The sequence below is a fragment of the Vibrio sp. Scap24 genome (assembly GCF_013394185.1).
In the GTDB taxonomy this organism is placed as follows: domain Bacteria; phylum Pseudomonadota; class Gammaproteobacteria; order Enterobacterales; family Vibrionaceae; genus Vibrio; species Vibrio pomeroyi.
Genome location: NZ_CP041332.1, coordinates 1413940 through 1433442 on the forward strand (window position 1 = coordinate 1413940; position 19503 = coordinate 1433442).

Annotated in this window: 22 protein-coding genes and 1 riboswitch; of the genes, 14 read left to right on the forward strand and 8 right to left on the reverse strand. The window is 45.5% G+C overall.

Annotated elements, in window-relative coordinates:
• Nucleotides 1-254: 254 nt before the first annotated feature.
• The 12 genes from FLM53_RS06015 to mgtE all read left to right on the forward strand — a co-directional run bounded on the left by FLM53_RS06015 (nucleotide 255) and on the right by mgtE (nucleotide 9529).
• On the forward strand, nucleotides 255-1220 hold the full coding sequence (locus FLM53_RS06015; protein WP_017063737.1) for a calcium/sodium antiporter: 966 nt from the start codon (nucleotides 255-257) through the stop codon (nucleotides 1218-1220).
• 34 nt (nucleotides 1221-1254) lie between these two features.
• Nucleotides 1255-2226: an arabinose-5-phosphate isomerase KdsD gene (kdsD, locus tag FLM53_RS06020; protein ID WP_176680482.1), complete on the forward strand. Its 972-nt coding sequence runs from the start codon at nucleotides 1255-1257 to the stop codon at nucleotides 2224-2226.
• Complete coding sequence (kdsC, locus tag FLM53_RS06025) at nucleotides 2226-2783, forward strand: 3-deoxy-manno-octulosonate-8-phosphatase KdsC (RefSeq protein WP_176680483.1); 558 nt, start codon at nucleotides 2226-2228, stop codon at nucleotides 2781-2783. The genes kdsD and kdsC overlap by 1 nt, the downstream gene beginning before the upstream one ends.
• Nucleotides 2780-3343, forward strand: coding sequence for an LPS export ABC transporter periplasmic protein LptC (gene lptC / locus FLM53_RS06030; RefSeq protein WP_017632282.1), 564 nt, complete (start codon nucleotides 2780-2782; stop codon nucleotides 3341-3343). The genes kdsC and lptC overlap by 4 nt, the downstream gene beginning before the upstream one ends.
• Nucleotides 3324-3818: a lipopolysaccharide transport periplasmic protein LptA gene (lptA, locus tag FLM53_RS06035; protein WP_017058914.1), complete on the forward strand. Its 495-nt coding sequence runs from the start codon at nucleotides 3324-3326 to the stop codon at nucleotides 3816-3818. The genes lptC and lptA overlap by 20 nt, the downstream gene beginning before the upstream one ends.
• A 2-nt stretch (nucleotides 3819-3820) precedes the next feature.
• Nucleotides 3821-4546: an LPS export ABC transporter ATP-binding protein gene (gene lptB, locus FLM53_RS06040; RefSeq protein ID WP_004735304.1), complete on the forward strand. Its 726-nt coding sequence runs from the start codon at nucleotides 3821-3823 to the stop codon at nucleotides 4544-4546.
• A gap of 54 nt (nucleotides 4547-4600) precedes the next feature.
• Nucleotides 4601-6061: an RNA polymerase factor sigma-54 gene (locus tag FLM53_RS06045; protein WP_017632280.1), complete on the forward strand. Its 1461-nt coding sequence runs from the start codon at nucleotides 4601-4603 to the stop codon at nucleotides 6059-6061.
• Nucleotides 6062-6125: 64 nt separating this feature from the next.
• Nucleotides 6126-6413 carry a ribosome hibernation promoting factor gene (gene hpf, locus FLM53_RS06050; RefSeq protein WP_009847742.1) on the forward strand — a complete coding sequence of 96 codons (288 nt, stop codon included), beginning with the start codon at nucleotides 6126-6128 and terminating at the stop codon, nucleotides 6411-6413.
• 1 nt (nucleotide 6414) lies between these two features.
• On the forward strand, nucleotides 6415-6876 hold the full coding sequence (ptsN, locus tag FLM53_RS06055) for a PTS IIA-like nitrogen regulatory protein PtsN (RefSeq protein ID WP_004738707.1): 462 nt from the start codon (nucleotides 6415-6417) through the stop codon (nucleotides 6874-6876).
• A 1-nt stretch (nucleotide 6877) separates the two neighbouring features.
• On the forward strand, nucleotides 6878-7747 hold the full coding sequence (gene rapZ / locus FLM53_RS06060; RefSeq protein WP_176680484.1) for an RNase adapter RapZ: 870 nt from the start codon (nucleotides 6878-6880) through the stop codon (nucleotides 7745-7747).
• A 2-nt stretch (nucleotides 7748-7749) separates the two neighbouring features.
• Nucleotides 7750-8025, forward strand: a complete 276-nt coding sequence (locus tag FLM53_RS06065) for an HPr family phosphocarrier protein (RefSeq protein ID WP_017063734.1) — start codon at nucleotides 7750-7752, stop codon at nucleotides 8023-8025.
• A 148-nt stretch (nucleotides 8026-8173) separates the two neighbouring features.
• On the forward strand, nucleotides 8174-9529 hold the full coding sequence (gene mgtE / locus FLM53_RS06070) for a magnesium transporter (protein WP_017632278.1): 1356 nt from the start codon (nucleotides 8174-8176) through the stop codon (nucleotides 9527-9529).
• Between the two features lie 92 nt (nucleotides 9530-9621).
• Here mgtE and pmbA read toward each other — a convergent pair whose 3' ends face one another.
• Nucleotides 9622-10965, reverse strand: coding sequence for a metalloprotease PmbA (gene pmbA / locus FLM53_RS06075; RefSeq protein ID WP_076656627.1), 1344 nt, complete (start codon nucleotides 10963-10965; stop codon nucleotides 9622-9624).
• Nucleotides 10966-11083: 118 nt separating this feature from the next.
• On the opposite strand from pmbA, the gene yjgA reads away from it, so the two are divergent.
• Nucleotides 11084-11608 carry a ribosome biogenesis factor YjgA gene (yjgA, locus tag FLM53_RS06080; RefSeq protein WP_176680485.1) on the forward strand — a complete coding sequence of 175 codons (525 nt, stop codon included), beginning with the start codon at nucleotides 11084-11086 and terminating at the stop codon, nucleotides 11606-11608.
• A gap of 105 nt (nucleotides 11609-11713) precedes the next feature.
• Here yjgA and thiQ read toward each other — a convergent pair whose 3' ends face one another.
• The 5 genes from thiQ to mpl all read right to left on the reverse strand — a co-directional run bounded on the left by thiQ (nucleotide 11714) and on the right by mpl (nucleotide 17337).
• Nucleotides 11714-12418, reverse strand: coding sequence for a thiamine ABC transporter ATP-binding protein (thiQ, locus tag FLM53_RS06085; protein ID WP_176680486.1), 705 nt, complete (start codon nucleotides 12416-12418; stop codon nucleotides 11714-11716).
• A gap of 10 nt (nucleotides 12419-12428) precedes the next feature.
• A complete protein-coding gene (gene thiP / locus FLM53_RS06090; RefSeq protein ID WP_176680487.1) occupies nucleotides 12429-14024 on the reverse strand; it encodes a thiamine/thiamine pyrophosphate ABC transporter permease ThiP in 1596 nt (531 codons plus the stop codon).
• Nucleotides 14025-14107: 83 nt separating this feature from the next.
• Nucleotides 14108-15100 (reverse strand): thiamine ABC transporter substrate binding subunit, encoded by a 993-nt coding sequence (gene thiB / locus FLM53_RS06095; RefSeq protein ID WP_176680488.1) that lies wholly within the window; start codon nucleotides 15098-15100, stop codon nucleotides 14108-14110.
• Nucleotides 15101-15153: 53 nt separating this feature from the next.
• Nucleotides 15154-15273, reverse strand: a riboswitch (TPP riboswitch).
• A gap of 43 nt (nucleotides 15274-15316) precedes the next feature.
• Nucleotides 15317-15940 carry a flavin prenyltransferase UbiX gene (locus tag FLM53_RS06100; RefSeq protein ID WP_176680489.1) on the reverse strand — a complete coding sequence of 208 codons (624 nt, stop codon included), beginning with the start codon at nucleotides 15938-15940 and terminating at the stop codon, nucleotides 15317-15319.
• Between the two features lie 38 nt (nucleotides 15941-15978).
• Nucleotides 15979-17337: a UDP-N-acetylmuramate:L-alanyl-gamma-D-glutamyl-meso-diaminopimelate ligase gene (gene mpl, locus FLM53_RS06105; protein WP_176680490.1), complete on the reverse strand. Its 1359-nt coding sequence runs from the start codon at nucleotides 17335-17337 to the stop codon at nucleotides 15979-15981.
• Nucleotides 17338-17607: 270 nt separating this feature from the next.
• On the opposite strand from mpl, the gene fbp reads away from it, so the two are divergent.
• A complete protein-coding gene (fbp, locus tag FLM53_RS06110; RefSeq protein ID WP_017633404.1) occupies nucleotides 17608-18618 on the forward strand; it encodes a class 1 fructose-bisphosphatase in 1011 nt (336 codons plus the stop codon).
• Nucleotides 18619-18706: 88 nt separating this feature from the next.
• Here the strand turns inward: fbp and FLM53_RS06115 are convergent, their stop codons facing one another.
• Both FLM53_RS06115 and FLM53_RS06120 read right to left on the reverse strand, forming a co-directional pair.
• Complete coding sequence (locus FLM53_RS06115) at nucleotides 18707-19063, reverse strand: DUF2799 domain-containing protein (protein WP_017633399.1); 357 nt, start codon at nucleotides 19061-19063, stop codon at nucleotides 18707-18709.
• Nucleotides 19064-19144: 81 nt separating this feature from the next.
• Entirely contained in the window at nucleotides 19145-19501 is a 357-nt protein-coding gene (locus FLM53_RS06120) for a gamma-glutamylcyclotransferase (RefSeq protein WP_017633400.1), read from the reverse strand.
• Nucleotides 19502-19503 lie beyond the last annotated feature (2 nt).

Below are 19503 nucleotides of genomic sequence, written 5' to 3' on the forward strand. Positions count from 1 at the left end.
TTCCTTGCTTTAAAAAACGCCATTTATGGCTGCAATAATAATGAGTCTACTTTAGAATTAAAAGCACTGTTCGATTAATTCATATTAAACAGAAAAGTATGGCAGGGATTTGAAAGCATTGAGAAATTATCCATTCGATTCTATTTCTTTACTACTAACTGGTAATTAATTTGTCGAGTGACTTCCCTTTTAACTAGCAACAAGTCAAAATTAGCGGTTAATTCTCCGTTTTTTATTAATTTTTAGGAATCATCATGCTTGAAGCGATTGCGTTTCTTATTATCGGTCTAGGTTTTTTGGTGTGGAGTGCAGATAAGCTGGTTTACGGTGCCGCTGCTCTTGCTCGAAACTTCGGTATTTCACCACTAGTTATCGGTATGACGATCTTAGCAATGGGGTCTTCGGCTCCTGAAATGATGGTTTCTGCAACAGCAGCCCTTGATGGCAAAACAGATACAGCCGTTGGTAACGTTTTAGGTTCAAACATCGCCAACATCGCACTGATTTTAGGTATTACAGCACTGATTAAGCCATTATCTATTAGCTCAGGCGTGATTCGTCGTGAACTACCATTAATGATCGGTGTCACTCTACTAGCGGGCGCCCTATTGTGGGATAACCACTTAGGCTTCTATGAAGGCGTATTATTGTTTGTTCTTTTTGCCGCGTTTTTGTTTGCTATGTTGCAAATCAGCCGCAGCGAGAAAAAGAACGGCGATGCTTTCCTTGATGAACAAGAATCAGAGATCCCAGAAGGCGTAAGTAACCCTAAAGCCGCAATGTGGGTGGTGATTGGTCTAATCGTCCTACCTTTAGCTGCTGATATGCTGGTAGATAACGCCGTGATCATCGCGAAATTCTTCGGCATGAGCGACCTTGTAATTGGTTTAACCATCATTGCCGTTGGTACAAGCCTTCCTGAACTTGCAGCATCACTGGCTGGTGTAATGAAGGGTGAAGACGATATGGCCGTGGGTAATATCATCGGTTCAAACGTATTTAACATCCTTGCTGTTATGGGTATCCCGGGCATCTTGAATCCTTCAATCTTGAGCGAGTTTGCAATGGGTCGTGACTTCTGGGTAATGCTAGGTGTCTCACTACTGCTTGTTGTGATGGCGCTAGGAAAATCACGCAGTGTGAATCGTATTGAAGGCGGCGTGTTAATCGTGACGTTCGTGGCCTACCAAAGTTATCTACTAATGAACATGTCGGCTTAATTGTTGATTTAACTTCCCGTACTTGGAGTATTTGATGTCTCAGCCATTTGATTATCGCAGTGTTGCCAAACAAGTTTTGGAAACCGAAGTTGCAGGTCTTACTCAATTAGACCAATATTTTAATGATGATTTCTGCAAGGCTTGTGACCTTATCTTGAACAACAGAGGCAAAGTTGTTGTGATGGGTATGGGCAAATCAGGCCACATTGGCAACAAAATCGCGGCAACTCTGGCAAGTACCGGAACTTCGGCTTTCTTTGTACACCCGGGTGAGGCGGCGCATGGTGACTTAGGCATGATCGAGCCGGGTGATATTGTGATTGCGATATCCAACTCAGGTGAATCAGGAGAGATCCTCAGCCTATTCCCTGTACTAAAGCGCCTCAACATCAAGATCATCAGCATGACAGGTAAGCCAGCATCGAACATGGCGACCTTATCTGATATCCATTTACAAATTTCAGTACCAGAAGAAGCGTGTCCTCTGGGCTTAGCGCCAACGACTAGTACCACAGCAACGTTGGTTATGGGTGATGCATTAGCCGTTGCACTTTTACAAGCGCGAGGCTTCACCGCTCAAGATTTTGCACTGTCTCACCCAGGTGGCGCTTTAGGTCGTCAACTGTTGTTGAAACTCGACGACATCATGCATACAGGCGATGCACTTCCTGTTGTAGCACCCGACGCATTAGTAAGAGACGCTCTACTGGAGATATCTCAGAAAGGTTTGGGGATGACAGCCATCGTTGGTGAAGATGGTCAAATGGCCGGTATTTTTACTGATGGTGATTTACGCCGTATCTTAGATAAACGCGTTGATATTCATAACACGCAGATCGGCGATGTCATGACACTAAATCCGACGGTAGCAGAACCCAACATGCTTGCGGTTGAAGGCCTAAACTTGATGCAAGCGAAGAGCATCAACGGCCTGATGTTGTGCCAAGAAGGCAAACTGGTTGGAGCGCTAAACATGCATGACTTACTGAAAGCAGGAGTAATGTAATGACACAGACAGTCGAAACTCTCTACGGCACGGTCGATGCTGATGTATTTGCAGTAGCCAAAGAGATCAAACTTCTAATTTGCGATGTCGATGGAGTCTTCTCAGATGGTCGAATCTACATGGGCAACAACGGTGAAGAGCTGAAAACCTTCCACACTCGTGACGGTTACGGCATCAAATCACTGATGAACGCAGGTATTGAAATCGCAATCATCACAGGCCGTAAATCTCAGATTGTTGAAAATCGAATGACGGCTCTCGGTATCAAACTTATTTATCAAGGCCAAGACGATAAAGTTAAGGCATACCAAGATATTTGCGATAAGCTTTCTGTAAGCCCTGAGAATACAGGTTACATCGGAGACGATCTGATCGACTGGCCTGTAATGGAAAAAGTTGGCTTGAAGGTATGTGTTGCAGATGGTCACCCTCTACTTGCAAAGCGTGCAAACTACGTGACAAACATTAACGGTGGTCATGGTGCGGTACGTGAAGTCTGCGACCTTATTTTACAAGCAAGAAATGAACTCGACGTGCATAAAGGTTTAAGCATATGAGTTTTACTCGTATTATCTATTTAATACTAATATTTATTGCCTCTTGGTCGACCTATTATCTGTACGACAAAGAGCAAACATCGACGATACAAGTGGCTCCAAATTTGGAGCTGCCCGCGTTTAGTGGCAAAAGTCTGAACAACATTAGCTATGACCAATCTGGTATCCGTAGTTATCAAGTTGAATCGACCTATTTAGAACACTACTCAGTGGTTGGCGACACGCACTTTCAAAACCCAGTCCTTTCGGTATTTCGTGAAGGACACACGATTGAATGGCAAGTCACCGCTGATCGCGCGATTATGGATGAGAATCAAGTTGTCACGTTTTATGACAACGTGGTAGCAAAGAACCTGCTGCCAGAAGCGAGCTTCGATACGATGACCACAGATAAAATGGTTGTTGAGCTGACTAGCCGAGATTTTTATTCAGAGACTCCGGTCCATATGATCGGTACATTTTTTGAAACTGAGGGGCAAGCAATGAAGGGTAACTTCGGTACCAACAATGCAACCCTCTTTAATTCTGTTCAAGGTAGATATGAAACTCTTACACCTTAGTTTATTCGCTTTGACCCTTGCGGCGCCTAATGTCTATGCCCTTTCTTCGGATAGCGAGCAGCCTGTCTACATTGACTCAGACAGCCAGCAATTGGATATGAAAAGTAACCAAGTGACTTTCCTTGGTGATGTGAACCTTAAGCAAGGTAGCATCAACATCAATGCCGATAAGGTTATTGTTACTCGTAACGCCGTAAATGGTGAGATTGAAGAAATTCAAGGCTTCGGTAAGCCTGCAACCTTCTCTCAGCTGACTGACGACGGGAAGACACTCTACGGTGAAGCTGATGACTTACATTACCAGCTTGTTGCTGACCGATTGATCATGACCAAAAATGCGATGCTATCTCAAGATGGCAGCATCATTCGTGGCTCTAAGATCACTTACCAGATCGGCTCTCAGAAATTAGTCGCTGACAGTGGTGAGAACAAACGAGTGTCAACGGTTTTACAACCAACGGAAGTGAATAAGTAACGATGGCTGTCCTAAAAGCAAAAAACCTAGCGAAAACATACAGCAAACGTAAGGTAGTAACCGACGTTAGCTTGCAGGTGGAGTCAGGTCAGATTGTTGGCCTGCTTGGACCAAACGGTGCAGGTAAAACCACGTCGTTCTACATGATTGTTGGTCTGGTTGCGCGTGATGAAGGCACTATCAGTATTGATGACCGAGACATCAGCATCTTGCCAATGCACAGTCGTTCACGTCTTGGTATCGGTTACCTGCCTCAAGAAGCATCTATCTTCCGTAAGCTATCTGTGGAAAATAACATCATGGCGGTTTTACAAACCCGTGATGAGATGACCAACGAACAGCGTCAAGATAAGCTAGAAGACCTGTTAGAAGAGTTCCACATCCAACATATCCGCACCAGTAATGGTATGGCTCTGTCGGGTGGTGAGCGTCGTCGTGTTGAGATTGCTCGTGCACTAGCAGCAAACCCTCAGTTTATCTTGCTGGATGAACCGTTTGCTGGTGTTGACCCGATCTCAGTAATCGATATCAAAAAAATCATTGTTCATCTGCGCGATCGCGGCTTGGGCGTTTTGATTACCGACCACAACGTTCGTGAAACTTTAGACGTGTGTGAAAAAGCTTACATCGTAAGCCAAGGACACCTGATCGCTGAGGGAACTCCTGAAGATGTTCTCAATAACGAACAAGTTAAACAAGTTTATCTAGGCGAACAATTCCGTCTATGATTATATAGAGAGTATCGAGAGTTCTAAGAATAATAACTAGGTAAGTAACACTGAATGAAACCCTCATTACAACTTAAGCTAGGCCAACAGTTAGCAATGACTCCTCAATTGCAGCAAGCGATTCGTTTGTTGCAATTGTCTACTTTAGATTTGCAACAAGAGATCCAAGAAGCACTTGAATCTAACCCACTACTCGATGTCGAAGAAGGCAATGAAGATACGCCAACATCGGAAGAAAAACCTAGCAGTGACGAGAAAGAAACAGTTGAAGCCACAGAGCAAGACTTACCTGATAGCTCAGACTTAATCGAAAAATCAGAGATTGGCAACGAACTCGAAATCGACACAACTTGGGAAGATGTCTACAGCGCAAATACCGGTAACACTGGCATTGCGATTGATGATGACATGCCTGTTTATCAAGGCGAGACCACACAAAGCCTGCACGATTACCTACTTTGGCAACTCGATCTAACACCCTTCACAGATACAGACCGAAGCATTGCTTTCGCGCTCATTGATGCCATCGACGACTATGGCTACCTCACCGTATCTTGTGAGGACATCCTTGAAAACTTCGATAACGAAGAGATCGAGCTTGATGAGATTGAAGCCGTTCGCAAACGAATCCAGCAATTTGACCCATTAGGCGTCGGTTCAGTGAACCTGCAAGATTGCTTGTTACTTCAACTAGCCACCTTCCCACAGGATACACCTTGGCTTGAAGAAGCTAAGTTAGTGCTTACTAGCCATATCGACCAACTCGGTAATCGTGATTACAAACTCGTAATCAAAGAGACCAAGCTGAAAGAAGCAGAACTGCGTGAGGTTCTGCAGCTAATTCAACAACTGGACCCACGACCTGGCAGCAAGATTACACCTGATGAAACCGAATATGTGGTTCCGGATGTATCTGTATTCAAAGACCTTGGCAAATGGTTAGTGACCATTAACCCTGATAGCGTGCCTAAGCTGAAAGTGAATCAGCAATACGCCGATCTGGGTAGCAAAGGCAACAGCGCTGACAACCAATACATCCGTTCAAACTTGCAAGAAGCGAAGTGGCTAATCAAAAGCTTAGAAAGCCGAAATGAGACGCTACTCAAAGTTGCGCGATGCATTGTTGAACATCAGCGTGATTTCTTCGAACATGGCGAAGAAGCGATGAAGCCAATGGTGCTTAACGACGTTGCATTAGCCGTTGATATGCATGAATCTACAATCTCTCGTGTGACGACTCAAAAGTTCATGCATACGCCTCGTGGCATCTTCGAACTGAAATACTTTTTCTCAAGCCATGTCAGTACTGACAATGGCGGTGAATGTTCATCTACAGCAATTCGCGCGCTCATTAAGAAGCTCGTCGCGGCAGAAAATACCGCAAAACCTCTAAGTGATAGTAAGATTGCTGCTTTACTGGCTGACCAAGGAATTCAGGTAGCTAGACGTACGATAGCGAAATACCGTGAGTCTCTGGGCATTGCCCCATCGAGTCAGCGTAAACGCCTGTTATAAATAATTTAGCCCGCAGTTTCGTTAAGCTATTTATAACTAGGTAACCAACTGAAAAGGAAAGTCTATGCAAATCAATATTCAAGGCCATCACGTTGATCTTACCGATTCAATGCAAGACTATGTTCACACCAAATTCGACAAACTTGAGCGCTTCTTTGATCATATCAATAGCGTTCAGGTTGTTTTAAAAGTTGAGAAAATCAATCAAATCGCAGAAGCTACCCTGCATATAAATCAAGGGGAAATCCATGCGACAGCAACAGATGAAAGCATGTATGCCGCGATTGATTCATTGGTTGATAAACTCGTCCGCCAACTCAACAAGCACAAAGAAAAGCTAAGTAGTCACTAACATGCAATTAAGCGAAGTACTTTCATTGGACTGCACCAAAAGTGCAGTCCAATGCACAAGCAAAAAAAGAGCCCTTGAGCTCATCAGTCAGATCGCAGCAGAAAGCTGTGGTCAAGATTCAACAGAACTGTTTGAGTGCATGTTGAGCCGTGAGAAAATGGGTAGTACAGGTATTGGTAATGGCATTGCTATTCCCCATGCTCGTATGAATGTCAGTGATAAAGCGATTGCTGTATTACTGCAATGCCAAGATCCAATCGAATTTGATGCTATTGATAATCGTCCTGTCGACCTACTATTTGCTCTGCTTGTTCCAAGTGAACAGTGTAAGGAGCATCTAAAAACCCTTTCATGTATGGCAGAACGACTTAACGACAAGCAGACTCTTAAACAGTTGCGTAATGCTCAAAGCGATCAAGAGCTTTACGACATCATGATTCAAGTGCCAACTTGCGAGCAATAACATGCGATTAATCGTGGTTAGTGGCCAATCTGGGGCCGGTAAAAGTGTTGCACTACGAGTCCTTGAAGACTTGGGGTATTACTGTGTTGATAACCTACCCGTAAACCTGCTCAACGACTTCGTCGAATCGGTACGCGAAATCAATCAAAACGTTGCCGTGAGCATTGATATTCGCAACCTACCGAAAGAGCCTCAATTAGTCACAGACACGCTAGAGCAACTTGAAGCTGCCACTGATATTGATGTGAACGTCTTGTTCCTCGATGCAAGCAAGCAGACGTTACTCAAGCGCTACAGCGAAACACGCAGAATCCACCCTCTATCAATCGGCCAAGAAAAGCTCTCTCTTGAACAAGCGATTGATTTAGAAAAGACACTCCTGACACCTCTTGCTGAACAAGCCTGCATTGTGATTGACAGTAGTGACTGCAACCTCTATGAATTGAGTGAAAAGGTTCGTTTTAAAGTGGAAGGCAAAGAAAAGCAAGAGCTGATCATTGTCTTTCAATCATTCGGTTTTAAATATGGCCTGCCAAGTGACGCTGACTATGTGTTTGATGTTCGCTTCTTGCCTAACCCTCATTGGGAACCAGATTTACGACCATTAACGGGCCTCGATGCCCCGATTCACTCTTTCCTAGAAAAACACCCAGAAGTTATTGAACTCAAGCAACAGATCCAAGGCTTTGTTGAACAGTGGCTGCCAATGTTAGAGAAGAATAATCGTAGCTACCTAACAGTTGCGATTGGTTGTACTGGCGGTAAGCATCGCTCGGTTTATCTAACTCAGAAAATTGGTGAGTACTTCGAACAACTTGGCCATCAAGTTCAAATCAGACACGCCTCCCTAGAGAAGCACCAACAGGGCTAACCATGGAATTAACTCGAACTGTACTGATCCAAAACCGCTTGGGTCTTCACGCTAGAGCAGCCGTAAAGTTGGTTGAGCTTGCACAAAGCTTTGATGCGACCATCACGATCCATAGCGAAGAAGATAAAAGCGCGACAGCAGACAGCGTGATGGGCCTGCTTATGCTGGAATCAGCACAAGGGCAACACATTACGATTCAAGCTGCTGGCACCGATTCACAGCAAGCACTGGATGCTGTCTGTCATCTAATTGAAGACAAGTTTGATGAAGGTGAGTAGCGAAAGCGCTTCATTTACAACACCCAAAACTCAAACAGCGAACCAACCAATATTAAATCTTAGTTCTACCTAAGTTTATGATTTAAATAAGCCCCAGAATTAAGTTACTATTCCAAGCATTGTTAGAATAATGAGATAGGAGGAAAATATGGCAGAGCAATTAGAATTCGACCAAGCTCACCAAACCCTCCAAGAAGTCAGCGAAGCCCTAGAAAACGGCCGATTTGTTCACGTACGCCGACAACTTCAGGACATGGAACCTGAGGATATTGCACACCTTTTAGAAGCCTCCCCTCGCAAAAGTCGTGACGTACTCTGGCAACTCACCGATCCAGAAGACTACGGTGAAATTCTTGATGAACTAAACGAAGACGTCAAAGATGCTCTTGTGTCAAAAATGGCACCCGAGACCTTGGCAGAAGCAACAGAAGGCATGGAAACCGATGACGTCGCGTACGTACTTCGAAGCCTACCCGACGATGTTTCTCGCGAAGTCCTTTCTCAAATGGACTCCGTCGATCGTGCTCTAGTTGAAACCGCACTGTCGTACCCTGAAGATTCAGCGGGTGCGATCATGAATACCGACGTAATCACGATTCGTGGTGATGTCGATGTCGACGTTGTATTACGCTATATGCGAATGCGTGGCGAACTGCCCGATGCAACCGATGCGCTGTATGTTATCGATGAAGAAGAACGTCTTATCGGTAACCTATCGCTTACTACGCTAGTAACAACTCAGCCTGATGTTCCAGTATCAGAAGTGATGGATGATGCCGACGAAGCGATCGCGGTTGAAACCAGTGCTTCAGATATCGCGAGCCTATTTGAACGTCGTAACTGGGTTTCTGCACCTGTCGTCGATAGTAACCAGCACCTTGTGGGTCGTATCACCATCGATGACGTGGTTGATGTTATCCGTGAAGATGCCGAGCACTCAATGATGAGTATGGCAGGTATGGACGATGACGAAGATACCTTCGCACCGGTCGTAAAATCCGCTCGTCGTCGTAGCGTCTGGCTTGGTGCTAACGTACTCGCGGCACTGGCTGCGGCATCTGTTTCCAATATGTTTGAAGCAACGCTCGACCAAATGGCAGCGATTGCGGTTCTGATGACTATCGTGCCTTCTATGGGCGGTGTTGCTGGTAACCAAACCGTTGCACTGGTGATTCGTGGTTTAGCACTCGGTCATATCGGTGACAGTAACAAACGCGAACTACTCCTCAAAGAAGCGGCTATCGGCTTCCTCAACGGCGTTCTATGGGCCGTTATCATTGGTGGTATCGTTGTGGCTTGGAAAGGCAACTGGATACTGGGAGGCATCATCTCAGCAGCGATGATGACCAACTTGATTGTCGCGGGTATTGCTGGTGTAACCATCCCTGTGATGCTGAAGAAGATGAATATCGACCCGGCATTGGCAGGTGGTATGGCACTCACAACAGTTACTGATGTTATTGGCCTATCGGTGTTCCTAGGCTTAGCAACCATACTGATCTAGTTATCATAAGCAGCTAGCCATTTTTTGACGAAATACAGAAAACAAAAAGGGAGCCATTGGCTCCCTTTTTTAATTCATCAGATTGAATTGAATTACTCGCCCGCGACTTTCATCGACTCAAGCAAGATAGAACCTGTTTGAATCTGTGAACGCGTTTCAACATCGTTACCGACTGCAACGATCTGATTAAACATGTCTTTTAGGTTACCCGCAATCGTCACTTCTGATACTGGGTATTGGATCTCTCCGTTCTCAACCCAGAAGCCTGCAGCGCCACGAGAGTAATCACCCGTTACTGTGTTTACGCCTTGCCCCATCACCTCAGTGACTAGGAAGCCAGTGCCCAACTCTTTTAGCATCTGCTCGAAGTTTTGACCGGTCGATTTAACGAACCAGTTATGAATACCACCAGCATGACCGGTTGGCGTCATATCCATTTTACGTGCGGCATAGCTCGTTAGTAGGTAAGTCGCTAAAACACCGTCTGTGATGATTTCACGATCTTGAGTGAACACACCTTCGCTATCAAATGGGCTTGAAGCCAAACCACGTAGGATATGAGGACGCTCAGAGATATTGAACCAATCAGGTAGGATTTTCTGACCTAAATGATCCAATAAGAACGATGACTTACGGTAAAGATTACCACCACTGATCGCCATCACTAGGTGACCGATAAGACCTGTCGCAACATCATTTGCGAACATGATTGGGTATTGACCTGTTGGTAGCTTTTTCGCATCCAAACGGCTAATGGTCTTTTCTGCAGCTTCCTGACCGACACGCTCAGGCGTCCACAGCTCGTCACGGTGACGTGCAACGGTGTAGCTGTAGTCACGTTCCATTTCACCATTAGCGCCTTGTCCAATCACGCAGCAGCTCGTGCTATGGCGGCTTGAAGCGTAACTGGCTAGTAAACCATGGCTGTTACCGTAAACCTTAACGCCGTAGTGGCTGTCGTAGCTCGCGCCATCACTTTGTTTGATCTTGTCGCTATAAGCGAGCGCTTGCTTCTCAGCAGCAATCGCAATCTCAGCGGCATAGTCAGGGTTCGGTTCATCAGGGTGGAAAAGATCCAAGTCTGGAATTTCTTTTACCATGTATTCTTTTGCTGCAGGACCTGCAAAAGGGTCTTCAGACGTGTACTGAGCGATATCAAGCGCGGCTGCTACCGTTTGAGCAATCGCCTTCTCACTCAGATCAGATGTAGATGCGCTGCCTTTTTTCTGGCCGCGATAAACAGTAATACCAAGTGCACCATCACTATTAAATTCAACGTTTTCCACTTCACACATACGTGTTGAAACACTTAAACCCGTTGACTTAGTAATAGCAACTTCAGCGGCGTCGGCACTCACAGAGGCCATGTCCAACGCTTTTGCTACTGCGGCTTCTAGCTCAACTCTTTGCTGGGCGACTTGCTGTTTTACATCCATATCTATTCTAATTTTGTAGGTCAATATTACGTAGGATAACAAGAATTTCGCTTTCTCCCCAAGATTCTTGCTAAAATAGGCAATATATTCGTTTGAGATAGTGACATAGGCAGAAAAGATGGCTCGCAAAAACCAAAAAGCCCCATGGGAACCAGAAGAAGAAATCATCTGGGTAAGTAAGACAGAAATGAAAACCGACATGGAAGCGCTACAAAAACTGGGGGAAGAACTTGTTTCCCTGAAGCCTTCTGTATTAGACAAGTTTCCTCTGTCTGAAGATTTGGCACAAGCGATTAAAGATGCACAACGCTTTAAAAATGAAGCGAAGCGCCGTCAACTTCAATACATTGGTAAAGTAATGCGCAATGTTGATCCTGAGCCAATTCAAGCGGCTTTGGATAAAGTACGTAACAAGCACTCGCAAGCAACCGCTGAACTGCACAAGCTTGAGCAACTGCGTGATCGCGTTGTTGCTGAAGGCGATACTGCCATTTCAGAAGTCATGGACATGTACCCTGAAGCAGACCGTCAGCGTCTTCGTCAGCTAGCTCGCCAAGCTAACAAAGAGAAGTCAGCGAACAAGCCAGCAAAGGCTTCTCGTGAAATCTTCCAAATCTTAAAAGAGCTAAAGCTAGAAGACTAATCTTTGTCGCTTTACTCTGTAAGATAAGAAAAGACCTAGCGCATGCTAGGTCTTTTTTTTCGGCGTACTCAGTATCAAAATACATTCAATATCAAATCGAAGCCATCACTCACCCGCTTTCACAAACGAGCTCAGTTCTGGTTGTGGGTGGTCAGCGGTAAGCTCGGCTATCGAGTCTTCAACCAACACCTTCCCCAATGCCACAAACACAAACTTGTTCGCAATACTGCGCGCATCACCTAAGTGGTGTGTCACCATCAAGACGGTAATGTTGCGTTCTGCTGCTAATCGTTTTACCAAGCTCAACATCTCTTCGCGAAGCAAAGGGTCAAGCGCAGAAAAAGGTTCATCAAGCAGCCAAATGTCGTGTGGTTGAACAAAACAACGCGCCAACGCCACACGCTGACGTTGCCCACCAGATAACTGTTCAGGCAGCCTATCCAAGTACTCCGCAACACCCACTTGTGCAGCTGCTTGCTCAATATCGAGCTTTTGGGTTGCGGTAAGCTTTAACCCCGGATGCAGACCTAATCCGATATTTTCACGCACTGTGAGGTGAGCAAATAGATTGTGTTCTTGGAACAACATCGCCAACGGGCGTTGGTGCGCTTCTTTGCCAATCAATGATTGTCCTGCCACCGAGATCTCTCCCGATGTCGGCTCAATAAACCCGGCAACCAATGCAAGCAGCGTTGATTTGCCTGCACCACTTGGCCCCATCAGAGCAACAATATCGCCCTGCTCTGCTTGGAAATCAAAACTAAACAACTCTTGGTGATAGTGGTAATCCACATCTTTCATCACTAACATCATCGGTTCCTTAACTCTTTAGCTTTGAGCTTCGAGTAAACAAAAATTCAATCAGACTAAAGCTGCCCACACTCAACAACAATAAACTCACTGACACCACAGCCGCCGCTTCCATTTGATAGCTGCCTAACAATTGGAATAGATACAAAGGCAGTGTTCTAAAATCTTGGCTACTAAACAAGGCAATTGCACTTAAGTCGCCCATCGCCAGCATAAAGCTGATTGAGAATGCCTGCGCCATAGGTTTACGTAATGCACGCCACTCCACCAGCCTAAAGCGAGTGAACCCTGTCATTCCTAAGCTTGCACACACATACTGATACTGCTGAGAAAGGTGCAGCATAGGCTGAGCTAAGGTTTTAATCACGTAAGGCAACGCCATCAAACTGTTTACGGCAATCACGATAAAGAAAGCCAAGCTGAACACGTCGGTAAACGAGCGTAGTAATAAGAACAAGCCCGTACTGATCACCAAGCCCGGCGTCACCAAAATAATAGTGCCAATCAGCTCAATCTTATCCGCTCTAAAGTTCTTGTTCTGCAAACGCCATGCGCGACTGGTTAGCAGGATCGCAATACCAATACCAACGGCGATAATACTTGCGAGGGAAGCAACACGAACCGAGGTCATTAACGCTGCCCAAAATGGCTCGCTGCTCAGTACAGTAAGCGCCTGAGAATTAATACCACTGAGAATAACCATGGCTAATGGCGGCAATACCAGCATTGAGACTATGATGATCCAAAAGCTATCCCAAGCTTTTGACCACCAGCTGTCCCTAACCAAATACTTCTCTTCCGACAGATGACTGGCCGTCACAGATATAGGCTTAGACAAACGCTGAATACTCACCGCTAATACGCCACATAACAGCATTTGCCATATCGCGAGTAACGCGCCAGCTTGCAGGTCAAAGTCGAATTTGATTGCTTGATAGATGGCTAGCTCAATGGTGGTCGATTTCGGACCACCACCCAACGCCATCACGGTAGCAAAGCTGGTGAAGCACAACATGAAAACCAAGCCACACACATGTGGCAATTGCTGTCTTAGCCTCGGCCATTCAACCCATTTAAATTTATTCCAATGACTCATGCCTAAGTGAGCACAGAGTTTATGCTGCTCGGCAGGCACAGTATCTAACGCTTGCAAAAGTAAACGGCTGGCATAAGGCAGGTTGAAGAAAACGTGCGCCAACAAAATACCATTCAAGCCATAAATCGAGAATGGTAGCTCAATGTCGAAGTTCGCCAAGAATTTAGCGAACCAGCCACTGTTGCCGTAAATCGCTAGCAAGCCAAATACACCGACCAACACAGGTAGAACTAAGGTCGACGCGAACAACCTTAATAACAAGGCTCGTCCAAAAAACTGTCTGCGGCACAGAGCGTGTGCAATAGGTATAGCAAAGCCAACACTCAGCACCGTTGAGAGTGTCGCTTGATAAAAGCTGAATTTCGTTACATGCCAATAGTAAGGATCGGACCATACTTGGCTGATATCAAGAGAAGGGGCATTGCTAAGCAATGCCCCAACTGCTGAAACCACGAAGGCGGTAATGAGTATCGCAACCCAGATCCCTACCTTAGGTGTTTTCTTTATCATAAATTGATTTTTTACCGTAAATGGCTCACTCCAAACATCACTGGCGAACCTTTAAATACAGAAAGCTAGTTTTGAGTAGTAAGTTAAAAAGTAAGTGCACTCTGCCATTCACGAATCCAAGGCTTACGCTTCTCAGCGATCTCTTCAGAGCTAAAGCTCAGTGCTTTCTGTGGAACTGTTAGCTGCTCAAAGCCTTTTGGTAGCTCGACAGCCGTTACTGGGTACATCCAGTTACCTGTCGGCATCGCCGATTGGAATTCATCACTTAGGATAAACGCCATAAACTCATCAGCAAGCTTTTCGTTCTTGCTGCCTTTAACCTTAGCGGCTACTTCCACTTGAGTGTAATGCCCTTCTTCGAAGTTCGCTGCTGCGTACTTCGAATCACTTTCTGCAATGATGTGATAAGCCGGAGAAGTTGTGTAAGACAGAACCAAGTCAGACTCACCTTCTAGGAACATAGAGTAAGCTTCAGACCAACCTTTGGTTACCGTAACGGTTTTCTGAGCCAGCTTCTTCCAAGCTGCCGTTGTTTCATCACCGTAAACCGACTTCATCCATAACATCATGCCTTGACCAGGTGTTGATGTACGTGGATCTTGATAGATAACTTTCAGATCATCACGCTGCTCAACCAGCTCTTTCAGGCTCTTAGGCGGGTTTGCGAGCTTCTCTGTGTTATATACAAAAGCAAAGTAACCAAAGTCATAAGGTACAAAGGTCTTATCATCCCAACCATTAGGCAATGTTACTGATGAGGTATCAACATTGTGCTCAGCCAGTAAACCCGTCGCCTTCGCTTCAGCCATTAGGTTGTTGTCTAGGCCTAATACGATGTCAGCCTTGCTGTTGCCGCCTTCAAGACGCAAGCGGTTAAGGATAGACACGCCATCTTCAAGCGCGACAAAGTTCACATCACAACCACACTTCTCTTCAAATGCTTTTTCAACGGCAGGACGAGGGCCCCAATCCGCAGCAAAAGAGTCATAGGTGTATACAGTCAAAGTGTTGTCTGCAGCGAAGGCAGAAAAAGAGATCGCTGTAGTAACAGCAAGAGTAGTTAATGTGAATTTCACTGGACGCTCTCCATGGTCTGAGCGGCACAGGTTTGAGGGAGGAGAACGATAGAGGTTGTTCCTAACTCAATTCCTACGCCAGCATTATCTGGTTCAGGTTTACGGGTCCCAAGCACCTGCTTGATCTCAGCTCGCATTCATTATTTGAATGGTTCGCTCCCCGATGAGTGTTCAGAATTGTAATTCGAATTTTAACAATAAGCTATCAAGTTTGGATCAATTACGTTGATCGTAACCCCAACGTGGCACTAAACCTTGCTCGATACCAAGATGGTCCAAAATGCGCGCCACCATAAAATCAACCAAGTCTTCAATCGATTTAGGTTGGTGATAAAAGCCCGGAGCCGCAGGCATGATTGTCACGCCCATGGTTGAGAGTTTGTGCATGTTCTCTAGGTGAAGCGTAGAAAACGGCGTCTCACGAACCACCAATAGCAACTGACCTCGCTCTTTCATGACTACGTCTGCTGCTCGCTCAATCAGGTTATCCGATAAGCCATGAGCAATTGAAGCCAAGCTGCCCGCAGAACACGGACACACCACCATCTGCTTCGGCGCAGCTGAACCAGAGGCAACTGGTGAGAACCAATCATCTTTACCACACACCACTAGCTTTTCTGGGGCGCAGCCGAGATGCTTAACCAAAGCTTGTTTCGCAGCTTCCGGTCCAGCAGGTAACTTAAGCTCATGCTCTGTCGCTAAGACTACTCGCGCAGCCGACGATATCAGTAAATACACCTGATAATCGGCCGCTAATAGGCATTCGAGTAAACGCAGTCCATAAGGCGCGCCAGATGCGCCAGTGAAAGCAAGAGTTATCGCTTTATCGTGTTTTGTCATGTTCTCAGTTACTTCAAATTATAAGGTCTTGGGTCGGGTTAACCTTTAAGGGCTAACGCATCCAACAATTTCTGGTGAATACCACCAAAGCCACCATTACTCATTACCAAGATTTGATCGCCCGCTTGTGCCTCTGAGACAATTTTAGCAACGAATGCATCCATGTCATCACTGACGTGTGCAGGTTGATGACAAGCATCTGCGACATCTTGTACAGACCAATCAATGTTATCTGGTTGGAATAAATAGGTAGAATCCGCTTGTTTAAGCGAATCAGCCAAAGTTTCTTTGTGCACGCCACGCTTCATGGTGGCAGAACGAGGCTCTAAAACAGCAATGATTTTTTTCGTGTCGACCTTATTACGTAAACCACCGAGCGTAAGTTCAATCGCTGTCGGGTGATGTGCAAAATCATCATAAACAGACACACCAGCCACCTCGCCTTTGAACTCCAAACGACGCTTGGTGTTGATGAAAGCCGCTAGCGATTCACACGCTAAATCCGGTGTTACGCCCACATGTCTTGCCGCCGCAATCGCCATTAAGGCGTTGTTCACGTTGTGGTCGCCCACTAAATCCCAATCTACCGTTCCAACACATTCGCCTTGGAAATAAACCTCAAATTTAGAGCCGTCTTTAACCCGCTTCTTGGCATCCCAATCACCGAGTTCACCACTCGATTCCGTCTCACTCCAGCAACCGCGAGATAAAACGTCTTGAATAGCCGTATCTTGCTTCGGTGAGAAAATGCGGCCATTGCTTGGCACTGTACGCACTAAATGATGGAACTGACGCTTGATCGCTTCAAGATCATCGAAGATGTCAGCATGATCGAATTCAAGATTATTCATGACCAAGGTTCTTGGATGGTAATGCACGAACTTAGAGCGTTTATCGAAAAAAGCACTGTCATATTCGTCAGCTTCCACCACGAAGAACATGCTTTCGCCCAGACGAGCTGAGATACCAAAGTTACCTAACACACCACCCACTAAGAAGCCCGGCGAATAGCCACAGTCTTCTAAGATCCAAGCTAGCATGCTAGATGTTGTCGTCTTGCCATGCGTGCCTGATACAGCCAACACCCAACGGTCGTGCAGCAAGAACTCTTGCAACCACTGCGGACCAGATGTGTATCTAAGGTTGTTATCCAATACATACTCAACACACGGATTACCACGGCTCATCGCATTACCGATAACCACAAGGTCAGGCCTTGGTTCTAATTGACTAGGGTCGAACCCTTCAATAATCTCAATCCCTTGAGACTCCAACAAGGTGCTCATCGGAGGATAAACATTCGCGTCACTGCCGGTAACCTTGTGACCTAACTGACGAGCCAATACCGCAGCACCACCCATGAAGGTGCCACAAATTCCTAAGATATGAATATGCATAAATTGCTTCCAAACGCTTGGCTAAATGAACCATGTCTAAATCAAACTACTTGCACTCATTATCATTAAATGACGATTAAAAGCGAGCGGCAATGCAAAACAAATTGAGTCGACATAGTAAGTGAGATCTGTGTCGCTTAGTTCATTACCATTAAAAAGATCTAACCTTTAGAATTTAGGTAAGCGTCTAGATGAATAAAGCCCACTCAAGAGGCCGAATCTACAGTGCTCAAATCCCCCCTAATATTGAGAGAAGTTTAAGGAAATAACATGTCTGAGATGCGCACCCTTGGTGAGTTCATTGTTGAGAAACAGAGTGACTTCCCCCATGCAAGCGGTGATCTATCATCCCTTTTGTCGTCTATTCGACTTGCTGCAAAAATTGTTAACCGTGAGATCAACAAGGCTGGCCTAGTCGACATCACTGGCGCTGTTGGTACAGACAACGTGCAAGGTGAAGAACAGCAAAAGCTAGACCTTTACGCGAACGACAAATTTAAAGCGGCTCTTGAAGCTCGTGACCAAGTTTGCGGTGTAGCAAGTGAAGAGGAAGACGAAGCAGTCGCGTTCAACAAAGAGCTCAACAAAAACGCAAAATACGTTGTTCTGATGGATCCACTTGATGGTTCTTCAAACATCGATGTGAATGTATCTGTTGGTACAATTTTCTCTATCTACCGTCGTGTGTCTCCTATCGGAACGCCACCGACACAAGAAGATTTCTTACAGCCAGGACACAAGCAAGTAGCCGCGGGTTACGTGATTTACGGTTCTTCAACCATGCTTGTTTACACAACAGGTGCTGGCGTAAACGGCTTCACCTACGACCCATCATTGGGCACCTTCTGCCTATCTCATGAAAACATGATGATTCCAGATGAAGGCAAGATTTACTCAATCAACGAAGGCAACTACATCCGCTTCCCTACGGGTGTGAAAAAGTACATCAAGTACTGCCAAGAGAATGAGCCAAGCGACAACCGTCCTTACACATCACGTTACATCGGTTCTCTAGTATCAGATTTCCACCGTAACCTGCTGAAAGGCGGCATCTACTTGTACCCAAGCACACAAAGCCACCCGCAAGGTAAACTGCGTCTGCTTTACGAATGCAACCCAATTGCTTTCCTTATGGAGCAAGCGGGCGGTATCGCATCAGACGGTGCTCAACGTATCATGGACATCAAACCAACTGAGCTGCACCAACGTGTGCCTTTCTTTGTTGGTTCAACAAACATGGTTCGTAAAGTAGAAGAATTTCTTGAGCTGAACCCAGAGTAACCCTCTCGCTTCATTCTCAAATAAACACCATTAAAAAAGCCAGCATCTACATGCTGGCTTTTTATTATTCCATTAACTTTTCGTTCGATTATCGAATATCAAACTTCGATTCTGCGCCTCTTTCATAGTTGAAGCGGAACCATTTATCGACATCGTCACAAATACCAAGGTAAGTCTCACCACGGCGACCTAGCGCTCTCGGGTTTTGAGAACAATACTGAGTTTTACCCACTTCATAACCTTGGCCATAAGCGGCATATAAGTCTGCATCAATTGATGGTGAAGACGCGGCTTCAGCCAAACTTGCTTCAGTCTGTTTGGTTTTTCCTTTTAGCGCCATTTCTTCGCCAAAGCTCTGCCAATCGGTTGTGTTCATTGACGTTGGTGGCGGAGTTTGCGCACAACCAAATAACATTACTGATAGCACCAATAATAGATATTTCATAATTTCCTCCTGATGGAAAAGACTAGCCTGTACATTGAGACTTTTAGCTATTACGTCAGAATGCTTCCAGTAGTTCATTCACTATAGCGGGTTGCTCCGCTTACACCAGTTACCCGAAAGTATTTCTTTATTAGCTGTTAGATCAAGCTGATACAAATATACCCATGCTAATCCAAATATAGTCTCTATTTGCTCGCGACGATACTCAACAGGTACATCTTCTAGCCGATCGAGCGACTCCAAAATTTCGTCGTTAATGATATAGACCTCGCCAGCGACACTTTTCTTTCCAGAAATCATCGCCGGATAAGCACCTAAATCAAAAAGGGCAAACGACTCTGGTGTATCAAAGCGTCCCAACAACTCACCATTCTGCAAATAGTGGTGATTGGATTGGCCTTGTCTCAAGGTTCCATAGACGAACACAAGATGCTGCATAA